At 65.8% G+C, this 19,519-nt stretch carries 21 protein-coding genes, 1 tRNA gene and 2 pseudogenes; 15 read left to right on the top strand and 9 right to left on the bottom strand.

Features of this window, described 5'->3' with window-relative positions:
- Position 1: 1 nt before the first annotated feature.
- Together P7V53_RS25665 and P7V53_RS25660 are read right to left on the bottom strand one after the other, a co-directional pair.
- The gene (locus P7V53_RS25665; RefSeq protein ID WP_280152325.1) at positions 2-1,525 is read right to left on the bottom strand and encodes a fumarate hydratase; all 1,524 of its coding nucleotides are present in this window, start codon (positions 1,523-1,525) and stop codon (positions 2-4) included.
- Positions 1,526-1,555: 30 nt separating this feature from the next.
- Complete coding sequence (locus P7V53_RS25660) at positions 1,556-2,164, bottom strand: YqhA family protein (RefSeq protein WP_280152324.1); 609 nt, start codon at positions 2,162-2,164, stop codon at positions 1,556-1,558.
- Between the two features lie 153 nt (positions 2,165-2,317).
- Between P7V53_RS25660 and acs the strand changes: the two genes are divergently transcribed.
- Positions 2,318-4,285 (top strand): acetate--CoA ligase, encoded by a 1,968-nt coding sequence (gene acs / locus P7V53_RS25655; RefSeq protein WP_280152323.1) that lies wholly within the window; start codon positions 2,318-2,320, stop codon positions 4,283-4,285.
- A gap of 61 nt (positions 4,286-4,346) precedes the next feature.
- On the opposite strand, the gene P7V53_RS25650 is transcribed toward acs, so the two are convergent.
- Positions 4,347-4,652 carry a c-type cytochrome gene (locus tag P7V53_RS25650; protein WP_280152322.1) on the bottom strand — a complete coding sequence of 102 codons (306 nt, stop codon included), beginning with the start codon at positions 4,650-4,652 and terminating at the stop codon, positions 4,347-4,349.
- Positions 4,653-4,759: 107 nt separating this feature from the next.
- Between P7V53_RS25650 and P7V53_RS25645 the strand changes: the two genes are divergently transcribed.
- Entirely contained in the window at positions 4,760-5,038 is a 279-nt protein-coding gene (locus tag P7V53_RS25645) for a TIGR04438 family Trp-rich protein (RefSeq protein ID WP_280152321.1), read from the top strand.
- A 24-nt stretch (positions 5,039-5,062) separates the two neighbouring features.
- On the opposite strand, the gene ilvD is transcribed toward P7V53_RS25645, so the two are convergent.
- Positions 5,063-6,742 carry a dihydroxy-acid dehydratase gene (gene ilvD / locus P7V53_RS25640; RefSeq protein WP_280152320.1) on the bottom strand — a complete coding sequence of 560 codons (1,680 nt, stop codon included), beginning with the start codon at positions 6,740-6,742 and terminating at the stop codon, positions 5,063-5,065.
- An 89-nt stretch (positions 6,743-6,831) separates the two neighbouring features.
- Between ilvD and lgt the strand changes: the two genes are divergently transcribed.
- From lgt to P7V53_RS25620, 4 genes are all read left to right on the top strand, one after another.
- Positions 6,832-7,638 carry a prolipoprotein diacylglyceryl transferase gene (lgt, locus tag P7V53_RS25635; RefSeq protein WP_280152319.1) on the top strand — a complete coding sequence of 269 codons (807 nt, stop codon included), beginning with the start codon at positions 6,832-6,834 and terminating at the stop codon, positions 7,636-7,638.
- Entirely contained in the window at positions 7,635-8,339 is a 705-nt protein-coding gene (dnaQ, locus tag P7V53_RS25630) for a DNA polymerase III subunit epsilon (protein WP_280152318.1), read from the top strand. The genes lgt and dnaQ overlap by 4 nt, the downstream gene beginning before the upstream one ends.
- Before the next feature lie 39 nt (positions 8,340-8,378).
- Positions 8,379-8,453, top strand: a tRNA-Val gene (locus tag P7V53_RS25625).
- A gap of 283 nt (positions 8,454-8,736) precedes the next feature.
- Entirely contained in the window at positions 8,737-8,979 is a 243-nt protein-coding gene (locus P7V53_RS25620) for a hypothetical protein (protein ID WP_280156665.1), read from the top strand.
- A gap of 135 nt (positions 8,980-9,114) precedes the next feature.
- Here the strand turns inward: P7V53_RS25620 and P7V53_RS25615 are convergent.
- Positions 9,115-9,316 (bottom strand): annotated as a pseudogene (locus tag P7V53_RS25615) (IS630 family transposase); the annotation flags it as partial.
- A 78-nt stretch (positions 9,317-9,394) separates the two neighbouring features.
- Between P7V53_RS25615 and P7V53_RS25610 the strand changes: the two are divergent.
- Both P7V53_RS25610 and P7V53_RS25605 read left to right on the top strand, forming a co-directional pair.
- A complete protein-coding gene (locus tag P7V53_RS25610) occupies positions 9,395-9,646 on the top strand; it encodes a hypothetical protein (protein ID WP_280152317.1) in 252 nt (83 codons plus the stop codon).
- A gap of 69 nt (positions 9,647-9,715) precedes the next feature.
- Entirely contained in the window at positions 9,716-10,042 is a 327-nt protein-coding gene (locus tag P7V53_RS25605; protein ID WP_280152316.1) for a hypothetical protein, read from the top strand.
- A gap of 83 nt (positions 10,043-10,125) precedes the next feature.
- Here P7V53_RS25605 and P7V53_RS25600 read toward each other — a convergent pair whose 3' ends face one another.
- The 4 genes and pseudogenes from P7V53_RS25600 to P7V53_RS25585 form a co-directional block, all read right to left on the bottom strand.
- On the bottom strand, positions 10,126-10,521 hold the full coding sequence (locus P7V53_RS25600) for a RidA family protein (RefSeq protein ID WP_280152315.1): 396 nt from the start codon (positions 10,519-10,521) through the stop codon (positions 10,126-10,128).
- Positions 10,522-10,626: 105 nt separating this feature from the next.
- On the bottom strand, positions 10,627-11,520 hold the full coding sequence (locus P7V53_RS25595; RefSeq protein ID WP_280152314.1) for a LysR family transcriptional regulator: 894 nt from the start codon (positions 11,518-11,520) through the stop codon (positions 10,627-10,629).
- Between the two features lie 164 nt (positions 11,521-11,684).
- Positions 11,685-11,798: pseudogene (locus P7V53_RS25590) on the bottom strand (fumarate hydratase C-terminal domain-containing protein); the annotation flags it as partial.
- Between the two features lie 196 nt (positions 11,799-11,994).
- On the bottom strand, positions 11,995-12,777 hold the full coding sequence (locus tag P7V53_RS25585; RefSeq protein ID WP_280152313.1) for a FadR/GntR family transcriptional regulator: 783 nt from the start codon (positions 12,775-12,777) through the stop codon (positions 11,995-11,997).
- A 119-nt stretch (positions 12,778-12,896) separates the two neighbouring features.
- Here P7V53_RS25585 and ugpC point away from each other — a divergent pair, with 119 nt between their 5' ends.
- The 7 genes from ugpC to P7V53_RS25550 all read left to right on the top strand — a co-directional run bounded on the left by ugpC (position 12,897) and on the right by P7V53_RS25550 (position 19,483).
- Entirely contained in the window at positions 12,897-13,970 is a 1,074-nt protein-coding gene (gene ugpC, locus P7V53_RS25580) for a sn-glycerol-3-phosphate ABC transporter ATP-binding protein UgpC (RefSeq protein WP_280152312.1), read from the top strand.
- Between the two features lie 47 nt (positions 13,971-14,017).
- Positions 14,018-15,346 carry a substrate-binding domain-containing protein gene (locus P7V53_RS25575; protein ID WP_280152311.1) on the top strand — a complete coding sequence of 443 codons (1,329 nt, stop codon included), beginning with the start codon at positions 14,018-14,020 and terminating at the stop codon, positions 15,344-15,346.
- 1 nt (position 15,347) lies between these two features.
- The gene (locus tag P7V53_RS25570; protein ID WP_280152310.1) at positions 15,348-15,779 is read left to right on the top strand and encodes a hypothetical protein; all 432 of its coding nucleotides are present in this window, start codon (positions 15,348-15,350) and stop codon (positions 15,777-15,779) included.
- Between the two features lie 3 nt (positions 15,780-15,782).
- Positions 15,783-16,685 carry a sugar ABC transporter permease gene (locus P7V53_RS25565; RefSeq protein WP_280152309.1) on the top strand — a complete coding sequence of 301 codons (903 nt, stop codon included), beginning with the start codon at positions 15,783-15,785 and terminating at the stop codon, positions 16,683-16,685.
- Complete coding sequence (locus tag P7V53_RS25560) at positions 16,682-17,563, top strand: carbohydrate ABC transporter permease (protein WP_280152308.1); 882 nt, start codon at positions 16,682-16,684, stop codon at positions 17,561-17,563. Before P7V53_RS25565 ends, P7V53_RS25560 begins: the two co-directional genes overlap by 4 nt.
- Positions 17,564-17,681: 118 nt before the next feature.
- The gene (locus tag P7V53_RS25555) at positions 17,682-18,668 is read left to right on the top strand and encodes a diacylglycerol kinase family protein (protein ID WP_280152307.1); all 987 of its coding nucleotides are present in this window, start codon (positions 17,682-17,684) and stop codon (positions 18,666-18,668) included.
- Positions 18,665-19,483: a metallophosphoesterase family protein gene (locus P7V53_RS25550; RefSeq protein WP_280152306.1), complete on the top strand. Its 819-nt coding sequence runs from the start codon at positions 18,665-18,667 to the stop codon at positions 19,481-19,483. The genes P7V53_RS25555 and P7V53_RS25550 overlap by 4 nt, the downstream gene beginning before the upstream one ends.
- Positions 19,484-19,519: the final 36 nt, after the last annotated feature.

Here is a 19,519-nt window from a genome sequence, read left to right as displayed (position 1 = left end):
TTCACGCGGTGGCGACGGGGATCTTGCCGATCTTCGCCTGCCACTCGGCCGGACCCGTCTGGTGCACCGACGTGCCTTGTGAGTCCACCGCCACGGTGACCGGCATGTCCTTCACGTCGAACTCGTAGATCGCCTCCATGCCCAGGTCGTCGAAGCCGACGACCGTCGCCGCCTTGATGGCCTGGGCGACCAGGTAGGCGGCACCGCCCACGGCCATCAGGTAGGCGGACTTGTGCTTGCGAATCGCGTCGATGCCGGCCGGGCCGCGCTCGGCCTTGCCGATCATGCCGATGAGGCCGGTCTGCGCCAGCATCATCTCGGTGAACTTGTCCATGCGCGTGGCCGTCGTCGGCCCGGCGGGCCCGACCACTTCGTCGCGCACCGGGTCGACCGGGCCCACGTAGTAGATGACGCGATTGGTGAAGTCCACCGGCAGCTTCTCGCCCTTGGCCAGCATGTCCTGGATGCGCTTGTGCGCGGCGTCGCGTCCGGTGAGCATCTTGCCGTTGAGCAGCAGCGTGTCGCCGGGCTTCCAGCTCGCCACCTCTTCCTTGGTCAGCGTGTCGAGGTTGACGCGCTTGCTCTTGTTGTAGTCGGGCGCCCAGCGCACGTCGGGCCAGAGGTCGAGGCTGGGCGGCTCGAGGTAGGCGGGGCCCGTACCGTCGAGCACGAAGTGCGCATGGCGCGTGGCCGCGCAGTTCGGGATCATCGCCACCGGCTTGCTCGCCGCATGGGTGGGATAGGTGGCGATCTTGACGTCGAGCACCGTGGTGAGGCCGCCGAGGCCCTGCGCACCGATGCCCAGCGCATTGATCTTGTCGCACAGCTCGATGCGCAGCTCCTCGACCTTGTTCTGCGGGCCTCGCTGCTTGAGCTCGTGCATGTCGATGTCCTGCATCAGGCTTTCCTTGGCCAGCAGCATCGCCTTCTCGGCCGTGCCCCCGATGCCGATGCCGAGCATGCCCGGCGGGCACCAGCCCGCGCCCATGGTGGGCACGGTCTTCAGCACCCAGTCGACCAGGCTGTCGCTCGGATTCATCATCACGAACTTGCTCTTGTTCTCGCTGCCGCCGCCCTTGGCCGCGATCTGCACGTCGACCGTGCTGCCCCGCACCAGGCTCACGTGCACGACGGCCGGCGTGTTGTCCTTGGTGTTCTTGCGCTCGAAGTGCGGGTCGGCCACGATGCTGGCGCGCAGCGTGTTGTCGGGATCGAGGTAGCCGCGGCGCACACCGTCGTTGACGGCGTCTTCCACGCCGGCCGGAAAGCCCTCGAAGCGAACGTCCATGCCGACCTTCAGGAACACGTTGACGATGCCGGTGTCCTGGCAGATCGGCCGCCGGCCCTCGGCGCACATCTTCGAGTTGGTGAGGATCTGCGCGATCGCGTCCTTCGCCGCGGCGCTTTGCTCGGCCTCGTAGGCGCGGGCGAGGTGCGCGATGTAGTCCGACGGGTGGTAATACGAGATGTACTGCAGCGCGGCAGCGACGCTGTCGACGAGGTCGGCGTAGCGGATGGTGGTCATGAGCGTGTCTCGGTTGGCGGCAGGGAGGGTTCAGTGCTCGGCATGGGCGGGCGCGGCCAGCAGGCGATCGGTCATGGCGATGGCCAGCGCCGACAGCAGGAAGACGGTGTGGATCACCGTCTGCGCGATGAGCACCCGGTCGGTCAGCGCGCCGGCGTTGATGAAGGTCTTCAGCAGATGGATGGAGCTGATGCCGATGATTGCGGTGGCCAGCTTCACTTTCAGCACCGATGCATTGACGTGGCTCAACCATTCGGGCTGGTCGGGATGGCCTTCGAGGTTCATGCGGCTCACGAAGGTCTCGTAGCCGCCGACGATCACCATGATGAGCAGGTTGGAGATCATGACGACGTCGATGAGCCCCAGCACGACCAGCATGATCGTCGTCTCGGTCAGCTTGGCATCGGTGGGCACGTTCTCGCCCTTGACCGCCACCGCGCTCAGCACGGTCTGCAGCGCCGTCTTGTCGCCCATGGCCGCCTCGATGAGGTGGACCAGCTCGACCCAGAAGTGGAAGACATAGACGCCCTGCGCGAGGATCAGCCCCAGGTACAGCGGAAGCTGCAGCCAGCGGCTCATGAAGATCAGATTCGGCAGCGGGCGCAGCTTGACGGTGGTGGGATCCTGCAGTTGAGCCATGGGTGTGTTCTTCAGGGATTTGTCCGATTGCCCAAAATTGTAGGTGCGCGACGATGACCGCCCCGGGGCACGCAATTCGTCGAGTAAGCGCTTCGTAAGAGCATCTGCCTAAGGTGCGAACCAAGTCACAGAACCGCCCTCCAGGAGACACGCATGTCGGAACACGCCACCAAGTTGTATCCCGCACCGGAGGCGTTCGCGAAAGCGGCGCACGTGTCGGGAATGGCCGCCTACGAAAAGCTGGTCGAGGAAGCCCGAACCGACTATGAGGGCTACTGGGCGCGCCTGGCACGCGAGCTGGTGAGCTGGAAGAAGCCGTTCACCAAGGTGCTCGACCAGAGCAATGCCCCGTTCTTCAAATGGTTCGAAGACGGCACGCTCAACGTCTCGTACAACTGCCTCGACAGGCAAGTCGAAGCGGGGCTCGGCGAAAAGGTCGCGATCATCTTCGAGGCCGACGACGGAAAAGTCACGCGGGTCACCTACCGCGACCTGCTGGCCCGGACTTGCCAGATGGCCAACGCGCTGAAGGCAAGCGGCGTGAAGAAGGGCGATCGTGTCGTCATCTACATGTCGATGTCGGTCGAAGGTGTCGTGGCCATGCAGGCCTGCGCGCGCATCGGCGCCACCCACTCCGTCGTGTTCGGCGGCTTCTCGGCGCAGTCGCTGCGCGACCGCATCGAGGATGCCGGCGCGGTGATGGTCATCACTGCCGACGAGCAGCTGCGCGGCGGCAAGCAGCTGCCGCTGAAGGCCATCGTCGACGAGGCGATCGGCCTGGGCGGCTGCGACAGCGTGAAGGACGTGATCGTCTACAAGCGCACCGGCGGCAACATCGCATGGAACGGCCAGCGCGATCGCTGGCTGCACGAGCTCACGGCAGCGCAGGCGCCCACCTGCGAGCCCGAGTGGGTGAGCGCCGAGCATCCGCTGTTCCTGCTCTACACCTCGGGTTCGACAGGCAAGCCCAAGGGCGTGCAGCACTCCACCGGCGGCTATCTGCTCATGGCCTCGCTGACCACCAAGTGGACCTTCGACCTCAAGCCCGACGACATCTTCTGGTGCACGGCCGACATCGGCTGGGTGACGGGCCACACCTACATCGCCTACGGTCCGCTGTCGCTGGGCGCCACCGAGATCGTCTTCGAAGGCATTCCCACCTATCCGGACGCCGGGCGCTTCTGGAAGATGATCCAGGACCACAAGGTCACGGTTTTCTACACCGCCCCCACGGCCATCCGGTCGCTGATCAAGGCGGCCGAAGCCAATGCCACCGCCCACCCGCGCAACTACGACCTGTCGAGCCTGCGCATCCTCGGCACGGTGGGCGAGCCCATCAACCCGGCGGCATGGGTCTGGTATCACGAGAACATCGGCGGCAGCCGCTGCCCGATCGTCGACACCTTCTGGCAGACCGAGACCGGCGCCCACATGATCACGCCGCTGCCGGGTGCCACGACGCTGGTGCCGGGGTCGTGCACGCTGCCGTTCCCCGGCATCGACGCCGCGGTCGTCGACGAGACCGGCAAGGAAGTGCCGTGGGGCCAGGGCGGCATTCTGGTCGTCAAGAGGCCGTGGCCGTCGATGATCCGCACGATCTGGGGCGATCCCGAGCGCTACAAGAAGAGCTACTACCCGGCAGACTTCCAGGGCAAGTACTACCTCGCCGGCGACGGCGCGATCCGCGACGAGAAGACCGGCTACTTCACCATCACCGGCCGCATCGACGACGTGCTGAACGTGTCCGGACACCGCATGGGGACGATGGAGATCGAATCCGCGCTGGTGGCCAATCCCGTGGTGGCGGAGGCGGCGGTCGTGGGGCGCCCCGACGAGACCACCGGCGAGGCCGTCTGCGCCTTCGTCGTGCTGAAGCGTCCGCGTCCCACCGGCGACGAGGCCAAGGCGCTGGCCAAGGAGCTGCGCGACTGGGTCGGCAAGGAAATCGGTCCGATCGCCAAGCCGAAGGACATCCGCTTCGGCGACAACCTGCCCAAGACGCGCTCCGGGAAGATCATGCGCCGCCTGCTGCGCTCGGTGGCCAAGGGGGAAGCAGTCACCCAGGACACCAGCACGCTGGAAAACCCGGCCATCCTCGAGCAGCTCGGGCAGGCGTACTGAAAGCCGCCCCCCAGACGAAAAAAGGCCCCGCGTGCGGGGCCTTTTTCTTGGCGGGGCCCGATCACTTCTGCGTCAGCACCCACTGCACGAGCTGCTTGGCTTCGGCTTCGTTGACTTGCGGGTTGGCGGGCATCGGGACCGCGCCCCAGACGCCGGAGCCGCCCTTGAGCACCTTCTGCGTCAGCTTGTCCACGGCATCTTTCTGGCCGGCGTATTTGGCGGCGACGTCCTTGTACGAAGGGCCGACCAGCTTCTTGTCGATGGCGTGGCACGCCATGCAGTTCTTTTGCTGCGCCAGCTCGGCGGGGGTCGCGGCAAACGCCGGGGCAGCGGCGACGGCCAGAACCAGGATGGAGAGCGATTTCATGGGGTCCTTTCGCACGATCTGCGGGGTTGTCCGTGAGCTACAGTCGCAAAACGGATTGTAGGCCGTCGTCGTTGACGGCCCGAGGGCAGGGAAGCGGGGGCTGAGCCATGTATTTCGTCATCGCCGGGGTGGCACTGCTGATCATGAAGATCGCCGAATTCGGTCCGGTCGGCGCCTGGCCGTGGTGGGGCATCCTGCTGCCATTCGGGCTCGCGGTGGCGTGGTGGGCATGGGCCGACGGGACTGGCTTCACGAAGCGCCGCGAGATGGACAAGATGGAAGCCAAGAAGCGCCAGCGCCGCATCGACAACCTGGACGCGCTGGGCATGGATGCCAAGGGCCGGCGCGGGCGCAGCGACACGGCGAAGGCCAGGCGCAGGCTCTAAGTCGCCTGCGCCGCCGATCCAGCCTTAGTCGAACTTGTCGAGCACGGCGCCCGAGCTCGCGCTGGACGCGCACTTCGCAAACTTGGCCAGCACGCCGCGCGTGTAACGCGGCGCCGGCTGCTTCCATGCCGCGCGGCGCTTCGCGAGCTCGGCATCGGTGACGTCGAGCTGCAGCGTCAGCGTGTGTGCGTCGATGGTGATGGAGTCGCCTTCCGCGACCAGCGCGATGTTGCCGCCTTCATAGGCTTCGGGCGCGACGTGGCCCACCACCATGCCCCAGGTGCCCCCGGAGAAGCGACCGTCGGTGATGAGCCCCACCGACTCGCCCAGGCCCTGGCCGATGAGCGCACTGGTCGGGGCGAGCATTTCAGGCATGCCGGGACCGCCCTTGGGCCCGAGATAGCGCAGCACCATCACGTCGCCGGGACGGATCTGCCCGGCCATGATGGCGGCCAGCGCCGACTGCTCGTCGTCGAAGACGCGCGCCGGGCCGGTGATCACCGGGTTCTTCAGGCCGGTGATCTTGGCCACGCACCCTTCGGGCGACAGGTTGCCTTTGAGGATCGCGAGATGGCCCTCCGCGTACATCGGGTCGGCGACCGGACGGATCACGTCCTGCTGCCCGGAAGGCTCCGGCACGTCGGCCAGCGTCTCGGCCACGGTCTTGCCGGTGATCGTCATGCAGTCGCCGTGCAGCAGCCCGGCGCCGAGCAGCATCTTCATGACCGCCGGGATTCCGCCCGCCTGGTGCAGATCGACTGCAAGGTATTTGCCGCTCGGCTTGAGGTCGCACAGCACCGGCACCTTCTTGCGCATGCGCTCGAAGTCATCGATGGTCCATTCGACTCCGGCCGCGTGCGCGATGGCCAGGAAGTGAAGCACCGCGTTGGTGGAGCCGCCGGTGGCCATGATGACGGCCACTGCGTTCTCGATCGACTTCCTGGTGACGATGTCGCGCGGCTTCAGGTCGCGCTTGATCGCCTCGACCAGCACGCGCGCCGACTCCCGCGCGGAACGCACCTTCTCGTCGTGCACGTTGGCCATCGTCGAGCTGTACGGCAGGCTGAGGCCCAGCGCCTCGAAGGCCGAACTCATCGTGTTGGCGGTGTACATGCCGCCGCACGAGCCGCTGCCCGGAATGGCGCGCCGCTCGATCTGGCAGAAGTCTTCCTCGCTCATCTTGCCGGCCGAGAACTGGCCCACGGCCTCGAAGACGCTCACGATGTTGAGGTCCTGGCCCTTGTAGTGGCCCGGCAGGATGGTGCCGCCGTAGACATAGATCGCGGGCACGTTGGCGCGCAGCATGCCCATCATGCCGCCCGGCATGTTCTTGTCGCAGCCGCCGATGACGACGACGCCGTCCATCCACTGCCCGCCGACGCAGGTCTCGACGCAGTCGGAGATCACCTCGCGCGACACCAGCGAGTACTTCATGCCTTCGGTGCCCATCGCCATGCCGTCGCTGATGGTCGGCGTGCCGAAGATCTGCGGATTGGCACCGGCTTCCTTCAGGCCCTCGACCGCCGCGTCGGCCAGCTTCTGCAGGCCCGAATTGCACGGCGTGATGGTCGAGTGGCCATTGGCCACCCCGACCATGGGCTTGCTGAAGTCGCCTTGCTCATACCCCATCGCGTAGTACATGGAGCGGTTGGGCGCACGGGCGACACCTTCGGTGATGTTCTTGGAACGGCGGTTCAAGCTCATGGCGGATCTCTTTGCAAGCGGAGGAACGGCAACGGGCAATGATAGCCCTCGCCCTTATCATCCGCGGTCGTCACCGAACCCCCCGGCGCATGCTCGTCCACCCTCAGTTCGACCCCATTGCCCTGAAGCTCGGGCCGATCGCCATCCACTGGTATGGCATCACCTACCTGGTCGCTTTCGGCCTGTTCCTGTGGCTGGCCGCCCTGCGCGTGAAGCAGCCGCAGTTCGCGCAGCGAGGCTGGACGCGGCGCGATGTGGAGGACATGCTGTTCTACGGCGTGCTGGGCGTCGTGATCGGCGGCCGTCTCGGCTACGTGCTGTTCTACAAGCCCGGCTACTACGCAGCCCATCCGCTGGAAATCTTCGCGGTGTGGAAGGGGGGCATGTCGTTCCACGGCGGCCTGCTCGGCGTGCTGGCCGCGATGGCGCTGTTCGCGCGCATGCGCGCCCGCCACTTCCTCGAGGTGACCGACCTCATCGCGCCGTGCGTCCCGACCGGGCTCGCATCGGGACGCATCGGCAACTTCATCAACGGCGAGCTGTGGGGCCGCGCGGCCGACGCCAGCGTGCCGTGGGCGATGGTCTTTCCGCAATCCGGATCCAACGTGCCGCGGCATCCTTCGCAGCTGTACCAGTTCGCGCTCGAGGGCATCCTGCTGTTCGTGCTGCTGTGGCTCTACGCGCGCCGCCCGCGTCGGCTGGGCGAGGTGTCGGGCGCGTTCCTCGTCGGCTACGGGCTCTTTCGCTTCATCGCCGAATACTTCCGCGAGCCCGACAGCTTCCTCGGCTTGCTCGCGCTCAACATGAGCATGGGACAGTGGCTGTGCGTGCCCATGGTGCTCGCCGGCATCGCGCTGTGGAGCTGGGCCCGGCGCGGCGCGGAGCAGCGGGCATGAGGCAGATTTTTCTCGATACCGAGACCACCGGCCTGAATCCGGAGTCAGGCGACCGCATCGTCGAAGTCGGCTGCGTGGAGCTGCTGAATCGCAGACTCTCGGGCCGCAACCTGCACTTCTACGTCAACCCCGGGCGGCCCAACAGCGAGGACGCGGTCAAGGTGCACGGGCTCACCGACGAATTCCTGTCCGACAAGCCCGCCTTCGCCGCCATCGCGGACGAACTGCTCGACTACGTGGCGGGCGCCGAGATCATCATCCACAACGCGGCCTTCGACGTCGGCTTCCTCGACGAAGAGCTCAAGCGCATCGGCCGCGGCCGCTTCACCGACATAGTCGCGGAGGTGACCGACAGCCTCACGATGGCGCGCGAGATGTTCCCCGGCAAGTCCAACTCTCTGGACGCGCTGTGCAAGCGCCTCGAGGTCGACAACTCCAACCGCGCGCTGCACGGCGCGCTGCTCGATGCCGGCCTGCTGGCCGAGGTCTACATCAACATGACGCGCGGGCAGAACTCGCTCGTCATCGATGCGGTCGAGGCCACCGACGCCGAGCTGGCGCTGGAGGTCATCGATTTCGCGAGCTTCGACCTGCCCGTCATCGCCGCCAACGAGGAGGAGGCGGCGGCCCACGACCAGCTGCTGGCCGACCTGGACAAGGCGTCGGGCGGCAGGACGGTGTGGCGACTGCTTGTGGCATAATCCCCGGCTTTCCCGGCAGCGCCGGGACCCGGAACACCCGGGCGGTTAGCTCAGTGGTAGAGCACTGCCTTCACACGGCAGGGGTCGCAGGTTCGAACCCTGCACCGCCCACCAGGAATGCCTGACAAGGACTTAGCAGTAGTTGCTAGGTCCTTTTTTCTTGGTCCGTATGGAAAGCCGAAATGATGGACAGCGATTCGGCAGCCGCAGACAGTCAGGTGCTTGGGCCGGAGAGGCAACAGACATCTCTACTGGCGCTCAGTCGCTTTACGAGCCGACCGTTGGCCAGTTTGTCGCCTCAACATGACTGGGTGATGGAGTGCGCCAGCCCGGCGTTCCTGTTGCGCCGACGCCGGGCGCTGTGGCAGCACAGTGCCGAACATGAACGAGGTGGGCGATGACAAGAGACGTTGCACTGGTGCTCGTGATGTTGCTTGGTGGCATCGCTATGGTGGGCTACGCGATCTACGCGGCAATTCACGGAACCGTCCATCTGGCTTCGCGATGGACCAACGCTGTCATCAATTTCGACAAAGCGCCTATTGCCTTCTCGCTCGGCGTTCTGCTCTACGCATCGGGAGGGGTCTTTTTCTTGTGGATCGGCTGGGGACTGCTCACCGAAAAGAAGGTTCGCAGGTAGCGGTGAATCAAATACACGCGTCGCAGCGGCAGATCGGCGGATTGCATCCTGACCTGCAGCATCGGAGTTCAAAGTGGACACGCAGGTCCGCAAATCACGACGGCTTCGGGCGTCATCGGACCCTGTGTGGCACGGCACGGTTTTGCCCAGCATCTCGCCCGTGGCGGTGTCCAACGCGGCGAACAGAATCAGCGTGCCGTTGCGCTTGTATGCGAACTCGTGGCTCTCGGCATGCCCGGGCGACAGCGGCAGCATGCGGTCCTTGCGGTCCAGCGCCTGGATTGCCGTCTTCTCATCGCCACAGAACACCACCGCGCGCCGGCGGGTTCAAGTACAAGCGAGGCCATCTCGAATGCGAAGTGGAAGTCATCACCGTTTTTCAACAGCCTGCTAGGCCAGCCAAGTCGAAGGTCACATGGCCAATCTGTACAAAGTTCGAACCGACTTCGAGAAGGCGATGCTTAAGGAGCTCGGACCGCTTCTCAAAGGTGGCCCTTGGAAGAGAAGTCAATGCGCTCTGTATGGCAGGTTCGGCGACGGGTACCAGGATGTTTTCCTGTCCGTGTATCGTGATGCGGCAAGAACCATTGCCGAACTGCGTATCAAGCCGATGGCACTAGATCCCATTCTCTGGGACATCCTTGACATAGCCGAAAACCAGTGTTAGCCGCTCTCGTTTCGGACTTGGGCTGCATTCAAATGCTCGGCCCTTCCGATCCTTGCGCAGGAAGTTGAGTTGCCTGGTGCGACGCCTGATCAAGTGGCAGGCAATGTGGTCGCGATGGTCGAGGGCAGCGTCAACCTGTTCCAGTCGTGTATTGCCACGGCGCCATTCTCCGACTTGGTCGCTGCGCATCCGAATCAGGTCGAGCGCGGCGCCTACGCAATCACATTGGTCACGAGCCTCATTCACGAGGGCAATGTTGAGGGTGCCTATCAACTTGCCAAGCGTTATTCCACGGGGCAGCTGACGTCTTGTTCCATATTGAAAGGCGAAAACGGCGAGTCCTTCCATGAACTTGCGATGAAGTGGATTGAGTCCAATCACAGGCCGATGGTTTGAACGCTGGCCGTCGTGCATTGGTGGCCCGGCAGCAAAGTCGTAGCGGAACTCCCGCATCACGCAGCAGGCGCCGCCAGGAACCATCAGGCGTGTTCGCGCAATCGGGCCAGCGCTTCGATCTCGATCAGCGTGTCGCGCGATGCCAGGGAAGCCACGCCGATGCCCGTCAAGGCAGGACGAACTGCACCAAAGTGGCGGGCGAGAACCGGCACGAGTTGCGACATGCCGTCCGCGAGTTCGCCGCGGACATACACCCGCAGCTGCAGGACGTCTTCAAGCGAGGAGCCGGCCTCGTTCAGCACCGTGACCAGGTGCTCCAGCGCGCCTTCGGCCTGACCTTCCAGCGTGGCGTGCCGGACATGCGAGTCGCCGTCCCAGTCGACTTGGCCCGAGACATGGACCAATCCGGATTCCAGGTCCACCTTGGCCTGCGACATGCCGACCGGCGCGCCGTCGTAAAGGCCCGCGGGATTGACCAACTTGGTTCTCATATACCGTCCAATGCAGAGTTGCGATGCTCGACAGCTTAGGGACGGCGTGCGCTGCGAGCCATGTCGACACGCTTGTAGCGGTCACAAGCGGCGCTATCTTGCTTTGCCGCAGTTGGCCCTCACGCAGTCGAGCACCCAGGTCAGCAGCGAGTCGGACATTGCGGACGGATGGTAGGCCGCCACCACCTCGAAGCCAGGCGGATACTTCTTGAGCGGCACCTCGAACAGCCCGTCGCAGGGCAGCAGCCGCGACGGCATGAAGGCCACCATGTCGGACTGCCGCAGGTACTGCAGTGCCATGAAGAACGAAGGCACTGACGCCACGACGCGACGCCGCAGCCCCTGCTGCTCGAACCAGCTTCCCGCCGAGCCGTCGAAGCTCGGCACCGCCGGAGACACCACGAGGAAGTCGTGTTCCACGAGGGCCTCCAATGCCAGTGCACCCGGCCCTTCGGTCAGCGGCCTGCCGGCGACGCACACATACCTCTCGGTGAAGAGCGGGGTCGACAGCAGGCCCTCGGGCACATAGCCGTTCGATGTGAAGGCCACGCCGATTTCGCCCTCTTGCATCCGGCGGACCAAGCCGGCGCTCTCGATGTTCGAGATCTTCACCTTGACTCGCGGTGCCGCGCGGCGCAGCTCGCGAATGAGGTCGCCGACGATGATCCGTTGCGCATGGTCGGTGGCGGAGATGCTCAGGGTGCGCTCGATTTCCTCCAGCGGAATCGACGTCGGCATCGGCATCGCGTGGATCAGCGTCAGCAACTGACGCACATGCGGCTCTATCAGCTGACCGTAGGCCGTGGGCACCATGCCGTGGCCGGTGCGCACGAACAGGGGATCGCCCAAAATCTCCCTGACCCGCTTGAGCTGAAGGCTGGCCGCTTGCTGAGAGACGTCGAGCGCCTCGGCTGCCGCCGACACGGTGCCGTGCTCGTAGAGGGCGCTGAGCATCCGCAGATGGTTGAGTTCCAGCTTCTCGATCATGAGCGACCAAACTGGGTGAGCTGACGGCGAACGGAATAGGTGCCGAGGAGCGGCGCGTCCTCAGGACTGCACTGCTCCAGAGCATAGTTGTCATTCGCGGTCGGAAGCCGAAGGACCGCAACAGGTCGGGCGGTTGAAGCGCTCGCTGGCGGCTCAGCCCGCAGTCAATGCGGTTCCGTCACGGCGAACCTGTGGATGGAGGTGCCTCCAGAGTCGACCGCGACCGTGACGGGGAAGTCCGCCAGCTCGAACTCGTGGATCGCCTCCATGCCCAGGTCACCCATGCGGGTTTACCCGAATCCATAAGAACTTGGGAGGGAAGGACTGGCGATGGCCACCGCGAACACGCTGACCTAACACCCGCTCTTGCCGACGCCATTTCGAGCGGCAAGTACCCCGTCGGCACCTTGTTGCCGACCGAGTTCGACTTGTGCGAGCGCTACGCAGTGGCAGCGCAGTGTGGCGCGGCGGGGCTCACCGAACCCGTCGCCCGGATGAGGCCGCGGCGCCGCGGGGCCGCGGCAGCAAACCTGCCGCCTCCAGCCGCTGCTCGCCGCGTGTCATGTGTTCCAGCGCCCATTTGCGGGCCGCCTTCGGATCGCCGGCGGCGATGGCGTCCACGATGGCGCGATGTTCCTTGCGAACCGCTTCCATGAAGTCCACTCGGCGCGACTCGTTGCCGCGGGTCACCCGCATCGCATCGTGCAGGTACTGCTGCAGGAACTCGAGCAGGCGGGTGAACTGCGGGTTGCCGGTTGCCTCGGCCATCGCGCGGTGGAACGCGAGATCTTCGGCCACGCCGTCGCCGCCGACGGCCACGGTACGGTCGATATCGCGCAGCGTGGCGCGCAACGCCGCCAGCTGCCTGCGCGATGCCCGTTCGGCCGCCAGGGCGGCGATCTCCCCTTCGAGCGCACGGCGGACTTCGCGCACCTGGACGACGGCTTCGATGGAATCGAGCACACCCGCATCGAAGGCCAGGGCGTGATGCGGCGGGGGTGCGGCGACGAACATGCCCAGTCCCTGGCGGGAGGTGAGCATGCCGCGGGACTTCAGCTGGTGCATCGCCTCGCGCACCACCGTGCGCGACACGCCGTGCGCCTGCGCGAGCGCCTGTTCCGTCGGCAAGCGCTCGCCAGGCTTGAGCTCCCCAGCCTGGATCCGATCTCCGATCAGCGTCGCCAGGCGGTCTGACAGACGTTCGTAAACGAGCCGGGCAGGCGCGGCGGCTGGCGGAGCAGATGGCCGGGACGACATGGTGATCAGGTCATCCTACAAGCTGGATACCAGCGCCGACTCCCGGTTTGCCCTATGGCGCGGCGCGCACATGGTGTCGATACTCGCGCCTCACGGTCGATGTCAGTCAGCGAGGTGGCATGGCGAGCGTCACGATCGAAGCGGTCAGGAAGAACTTCGGCCACACCGCGGTGCTCCATGGCGTGGACATCGCGATCGCGGACGGCACCTTCACGGTGCTGGTCGGACCCTCCGGCTGCGGCAAGTCGACGCTGTTGCGCATGATCGCAGGCCTGGAAGAAATCAGCGGCGGCGAGATCCGCATCGGCTCCCGGCGCGTCAACGACGTGCCGCCGAAGGAGCGCGACATCGCCATGGTGTTCCAGAACTACGCGCTTTATCCGCACATGACCGTGCGCGACAACATGGCCTTCGCGCTCATGCTCGCCAAGCACGACAAGGCGACCATCGACGAGAAGGTGCACCGTGCCGCCGACATCCTCGCGCTCACGCCGCTGCTCGACCGCTATCCGCGGCAGCTCTCCGGCGGCCAGCGCCAGCGCGTCGCGATGGGACGCGCGATCGTGCGCGATCCGCAGGTGTTCCTGTTCGACGAGCCCCTGTCCAATCTCGACGCGAAGCTGCGCGTGGCCATGCGCACCGAGATCAAGGAACTGCACCAGAGGCTGAAGACCACGTCGGTCTATGTCACCCACGACCAGATCGAGGCCATGACCATGGGTGACACCATCGTCGTGATGCACGATGGCCGGGTCGAGCAGACGGGAAGCCCGCTCGAGCTGTACGACCGGCCGGCGAACCTCTTCGTCGCCGGCTTCATCGGCTCTCCAGCCATGAACTTCATTGCCGGCACCCTGCGGCGGGGCGGCGACGGCGCGAGCGTGGAGCTGGACGACGGCACGCGCCTGCCGGCACCGCCGGCTGCATCCGGCGCGGACGGACAGGCCGTGATCTACGGCGCCCGACCGGAGCACCTCGCTCTCGTCGCCGAGGGCGGCATGCCGGTGCAGGTCGCCGTCGTCGAGCCCACCGGGGCCGACACGCTGGTGTCGTGCCGTCGCGGCGGCGGCGAGGTGCTGGCGGTGTTCCGCGAGCGCCATGCCTTTGCGCCCGGAAGCACGATCCGCGTCGTTCCGGACCTGCAGCATGCTCACCTGTTCGACGCCGCCACCGGCAGGAGGCTTTCCGGCTGAAGCGTTGCCCCATCCCCTCTCAAGAAGGGACCACCCAAGGAGACACCATGAACCAGTTCAACCGCCGTCGATTCCTCGAAGGGTCTGCCGGCGTCGCCGCCGCCGCGACGCTCGGCACGGGCACCGCCCTGTTCACGCCGCTGGTGCACGCACAGGCGTTGACGTTCAAGCCCGAGAAGGGCGCGAAGTTGCGTGTGCTTCGCTGGAGCCGCTTCGTGCAGGGCGACATCGATGCCTACATGGCCAACGTGCGCAGGTTCACCGAGAAGACGGGCGTCGAGGTGCGCGTCGACAACGAGGGCTGGGAGGACGTGCGGCCCAAGGCCGCCGTCGCCGCCAATACCGGGGCCGGGCCGGACATCATCCTGTCGACGAACGACGATGCCAACCTGTATCCGGAGAAGCTCGTCGACGTGAGCGACCTGTGCGAATACCTGGGCAAGAAGTACGGCGGCTGGTATCCCGCCGGCCAGGCGTACCTCAAGCCGGACGGCAAGAAGTGGATCGGCGTGCCGCTGGGCTGCGCGGGCGCCATGATGGTCTACCGCGACAGCATGCTGAAGGCGGCGGGCTTCGACAGCTTCCCGAAGGACACCGACAACTTCCTGAAGATGTTCAAGGCACTGAAGGAGAAGAACACGCCCGGGGGCATGGCACTGGGCAACGCCACGGGCGACAGCGGCTGGACGCATTGGCTGATGTGGGCCTTCGGCGGCAAGATCGTCGACGAGAACAACCGCGTGACGATCGACAGCCCGGAGACGATCCGCGCACTCGAGTACGCGAAGGAGCTCTACCCCAATTTCGCGCCGGGCACGCTTTCGTGGCTGGATCCGAACAACAACAAGGCCTTCCTTGACGGACAGATCAGCGTCACCAACAACGGCATCTCGATCTACTACGCCGCGAAGAACTCTCAGGACGCGAAGGTCAAGGAGATGGCCTCCGACATCAACCACGCGTCGTTCCCGATCGGGCCGGTGGGGCAGCCCACCGAGTACCACCTGTTCTTCAACCAGATGATCATGAAGTACACCAAGTACCCGCAGGCCGCCAAGGAGTTCCTGCGCTTCATGATGGAGGCCGACCAGTTCGATGCCTGGCTGCAGGGCGGCGGCGGCTATGTGTCGCACCCGCTGAAGGCGTACGACGCCAATCCGATCTGGACCTCAGACCCGAAGCACACGCCGTACCGCGACGCGTTCAAGAACCTGCGGCCCGCAGGCTACGCGGGACGCCTGGGCTATGCGTCAGCCGGGGCCTTGAGCGACTTCATCGTGAGCAACATGGTGGCCGAGGCGGCGAGCGGGCAGCGCACGCCGAAGGAAGCGGCCGAGCGAGCGGCCAAGCGCGCCGAGCGCTACTACAAGGTATGAAGTGAAGCTTCGGTGCGCACAGAGCATTCCAGGCCGTTGTGACCGGCCCGGCGTTTCCGAAGAAACACCGGGCCCGTTCGTCCTGAGCCTGTCGAAGGGCCGCGTTGCAGTCAGAAGTCCGTTCGGGCTGAGCTTGTCGAAGGGTTGCGTCGCGGTCAGCAATCCGTTCGGGCTGAGCTTGTCGAAGGGTTGCGTCGCGGTCAGCAATCCGTTCGGGCTGAGCTTGTCGAAGCTGCACACGATGGGCATGCAGCTTCGGCAAGCTCAGCCCGAAACGTTGATCAGTGCGGAGCGGCCCTTCGACAAGCTCAGGGCGAACGGATTACTCGACAAGCTCAGGGCGAACGGCTTTTGGAGCGCAGGAGTCTTGTCGAAGCGCCTGCACGACGCATGCAGCTTCGGCAGCGGGACAAGCGGCCGCGAGCGCCGATAACACATGCTCGAGAAACTGCAGAACAGCCGCAACGCCCTCGGCATCGTCTTCATGATGCCGGCGGCGGTGCTGCTGCTGCTGTTCCTCACCTATCCGCTGGGCCTGGGCGCATGGCTTGGCTTCACCGACGCCAAGATCGGCCGGGGCGGCGAATGGGTAGGGCTCGACAACTACATCTTCCTGTGGAACGACAGCGTGATGCGGCTGGCGCTCTTCAACACGCTCTTCTACACGACGGTGGCGAGCGTTCTCAAGTTCTTCCTCGGCCTCTGGCTCGCCCTGCTGCTCAACCGCAACCTGCGCTTCAAGAGCTTCTTTCGCGCTGTCATCCTGCTGCCCTACATCGTGCCGACCGCCTTGTCGGCGATCGCGTTCTGGTGGCTCTACGACGCGCAGTTCTCGGTCATCAGCTGGGTCCTGACCCGCATGGGCCTCATCCACGGCTACATCGATTTCCTGGGCGACCCCTGGAACGCGCGCTTCTCGGTCATCGCCGCCAACGTGTGGCGCGGCGTGCCTTTCGTCGCCATCACCTTGCTCGCCGGCCTGCAGACGATTTCGCCGTCCTTCTACGAGGCATCGGCGATCGACGGCGCGACGCCGTGGCAGCAGTTCCGCCATGTCACCTTGCCGCTGCTGACGCCGATCATCGCGGTGGTGATGACGTTTTCGGTGCTGTTCACGTTCACGGACTTCCAGCTCATCTATGTCATCACGCGTGGCGGGCCGCTCAACGCGACGCACTTGATGGCCACGCTGTCGTTTCAGCGCGCGATTCCCGGTGGCGCGCTGGGCGAGGGCGCGGCGATCTCGATCGCGATGGTGCCGTTTCTGCTGGCTGCCATCCTGGTGAGCTACTTCGGGCTGCAGCGACGGGCCTGGCAGCAGGGAGGGAACGACGCATGAGTGCCGTCAGTCCGGCCGCCAGCGAAACGGTGGGCATGTCCTACCTGGAGACGCGGCGGCGCAAGCTCGCGGTCGTGTACCTGCCCCTGGCCTGCTTCCTCTTCGTGCTGCTGTTTCCGTTCTACTGGATGGGCGCCACCTCCATCAAGCCGAACGGCGAGCTGCTGTCGCGCGAGGGCAATCCATTCTGGGTGCACAGCCCCACGCTCGATCATTTCAGGAAGCTGCTGTTCGAGACGGCCTACACCGACTGGCTGTGGAACACCGTCATCGTGTCGGTGGTCGCCACGGTCATTTCGCTGGCCTTTGCGGTATTCGCCGCCTACGCCATCGAGCGCCTGCGCTTCCGGGGGTCGCGGCAAGTGGGCATGTCGATCTTTCTCGCGTACCTGGTGCCGCCATCGATCCTCTTCATTCCGCTGGCCACCGTCGTGTTCAATCTCGGTCTGTTCGACACGCGGCTCGCGCTGATCCTCACCTACCCCACCTTCCTGATCCCCTTCTGCACCTGGCTGCTGATGGGCTATTTCCGCTCGATCCCCTACGAGCTCGAGGAATGCGCGCTGATCGATGGTGCGACGCGCTGGCAGATCCTCACCAAGATCATCCTGCCGCTGTCGGTTCCCGGGCTCATCTCGGCAGGCATCTTCGCCTTCACGCTGTCGTGGAACGAGTTCATCTACGCGCTGACCTTCGTGTCCTCGTCCGAGGTCAAGACGGTGCCGGTCGGCGTCGTGACCGAGTTGGTCGAGGGCGACGTCTATCACTGGGGTTCACTGATGGCCGGCGCGCTGCTCGGCTCGTTGCCGGTGGCCTTCGTCTATTCCTTCTTCGTGGAGCACTATGTTTCCGGCATGACCGGGTCGATCAAGGAATGACGCCAGCGCATGGCCCGCAGGCGTCGCACGGACCTGCGAGGGGTCGGCTTTCCGCCACATCTCCAAACGCATGGCCTGCCTCTTCGGCAGAGGCACCGTTTTTGCCCTGTCGCGGCATATGCCCGTCCAGCAGCTCTCCACCGCCCCTCTGTTCATCGTCCTGAACGCCGGCTCCGGCGGCCAGGATGCGGCTGAAACGCGTTCGCTGATCGGAGGGTTGCTCGCGCAATCGGGTCGACGTCACCGGATTTCCGTCGTCGAGCCGGGCGCCGACATCCGCGGAATCGCCAAGCGCGCGGCTCAGCAGGCGCTCGCCGAAGGCGGCGTGACCGTCGCGGCCGGTGGCGACGGCACCATCAACGCGGTGGCGCAGGCGGCGCATGACGTCGGCTGTCCCATGGGCGTGCTGCCACAAGGCACATTCAACTATTTCGGCCGCACGCACGGAATCCCGACCGACGCGCAGGAGGCGACGCGGGCGCTCCTGAATGCGCACGTGCAGCCGGTGCAGGTCGGGCTGGTCAACGACCGGGTGTTCCTGGTCAACGCGAGCCTGGGCATGTATCCGGAGCTGCTGGAGGACCGCGAGCAGTTCAAGTCACGGTTCGGCCGGCGCCGCATGGTGGCCATCGCCGCGGCCCTCTGGACGCTGTTGCGCGAGCATCGCCAGCTGCGTCTGGCGATCGAGCTGAGCGGGGTGGTGCGCGAGGTCCGCACCTCGACGCTGTTCGTGGGCAACAACCGGCTGCAGCTCGAGCAGGTCGGCATCGCGCAGCAGCAGGCGCCCGAGACGGGCCGCGTGGCCGCCGTGATGCTGAAGCCGGTCGGCACGTTCTCGTTGCTGGGCCTGCTGATGCGCGGAGCGCTCGGCAGGCTCGGCGATGCCGAGCGGGTCGAGACCTTCCAGTTCCAGCGCATGACGGTGACGCCGTGGCTGCCTTACGGGACGCGGCGGGTCAAGGTGGCCGCCGACGGCGAAATCATGTGGCTGCGCAGCCCCCTGGAATTCCGCGTCTCGCCGCGCCCGTTGTACCTGCTCAAGCCGGCCGTGGCGCGCGAGCCGGGGCAGACAGCCTCGGCGATGCCGGCGGGGAGCTCGCCGTGACGACCCTGCTGCACATCTCGGATCCGCATTTCGGAACCGAACAGCCGCCGGTCGTCGACGCGCTGCTGCAGCTCGTTCGCGAGCAGCCGCCCGACCAGGTCATCCTGTCGGGCGACGTGACGCAGCGGGCGCGGCGGGCGCAGTTCAGCGCGGCGCGCCGCTTCATCGACGACGTGGGCGCGCCCCGGACGCTGGTGATTCCGGGCAATCACGACATTCCGCTGTTCAACGTGGTCGCGCGCCTGTTCGCGCCCTATGCAGGCTTCATCGAGGCTTTCGGCGCCGAACTGGAACCGGTGGCCGAGTCGCCGCAGTGCCTGGTGATCGCCCTGAACACGACACGTGCCCGTCGGCACAAGCACGGCGAGGTGTCGGCTCAGCAGGTCGAGCGGGTGGCCGACCGCCTGAAAGCGGCGCTGCAGGGTCAACTGCGCATCGTCGTCGTGCACCAGCCCGTCGCGGTGATTCGCGAAGAGGACGAGGTGAACCTCCTGCGCGGCCATGGCGACGCGATCGCGCGCTGGTCCAGCGCCGGCGCGGACCTGGTGCTCGGCGGCCACATCCACCTGCCCTACGTGCTGGCCCTGCACGAACGCGTGAAGGGACTCGCGCGACGCACCTGGGCCGTGCAGGCCGGCACGGCCGTGTCGCGCCGCGTGCGCCAGGGGGCGCCGAACTCGGTGAACCTGATCCGCTGGGGCGATGGGCTGCCGCCGGCTCGCTGCGTCGTCGAACGCTGGGACTATGCGGCGCAGGCCGGCGGCTTTGCGAAGGTGCACGAGACGGCGCTGGCGACCGGGTGGGTTGACCGATGAGTCGGCATCTCGCGCCCTGGCGAGTGGCAGACGGGT

Source organism: Piscinibacter sp. XHJ-5, from assembly GCF_029855045.1.
Lineage (GTDB): Bacteria > Pseudomonadota > Gammaproteobacteria > Burkholderiales > Burkholderiaceae_C > Albitalea.
This window is presented reverse-complemented; position numbering and strand designations above follow the sequence as displayed.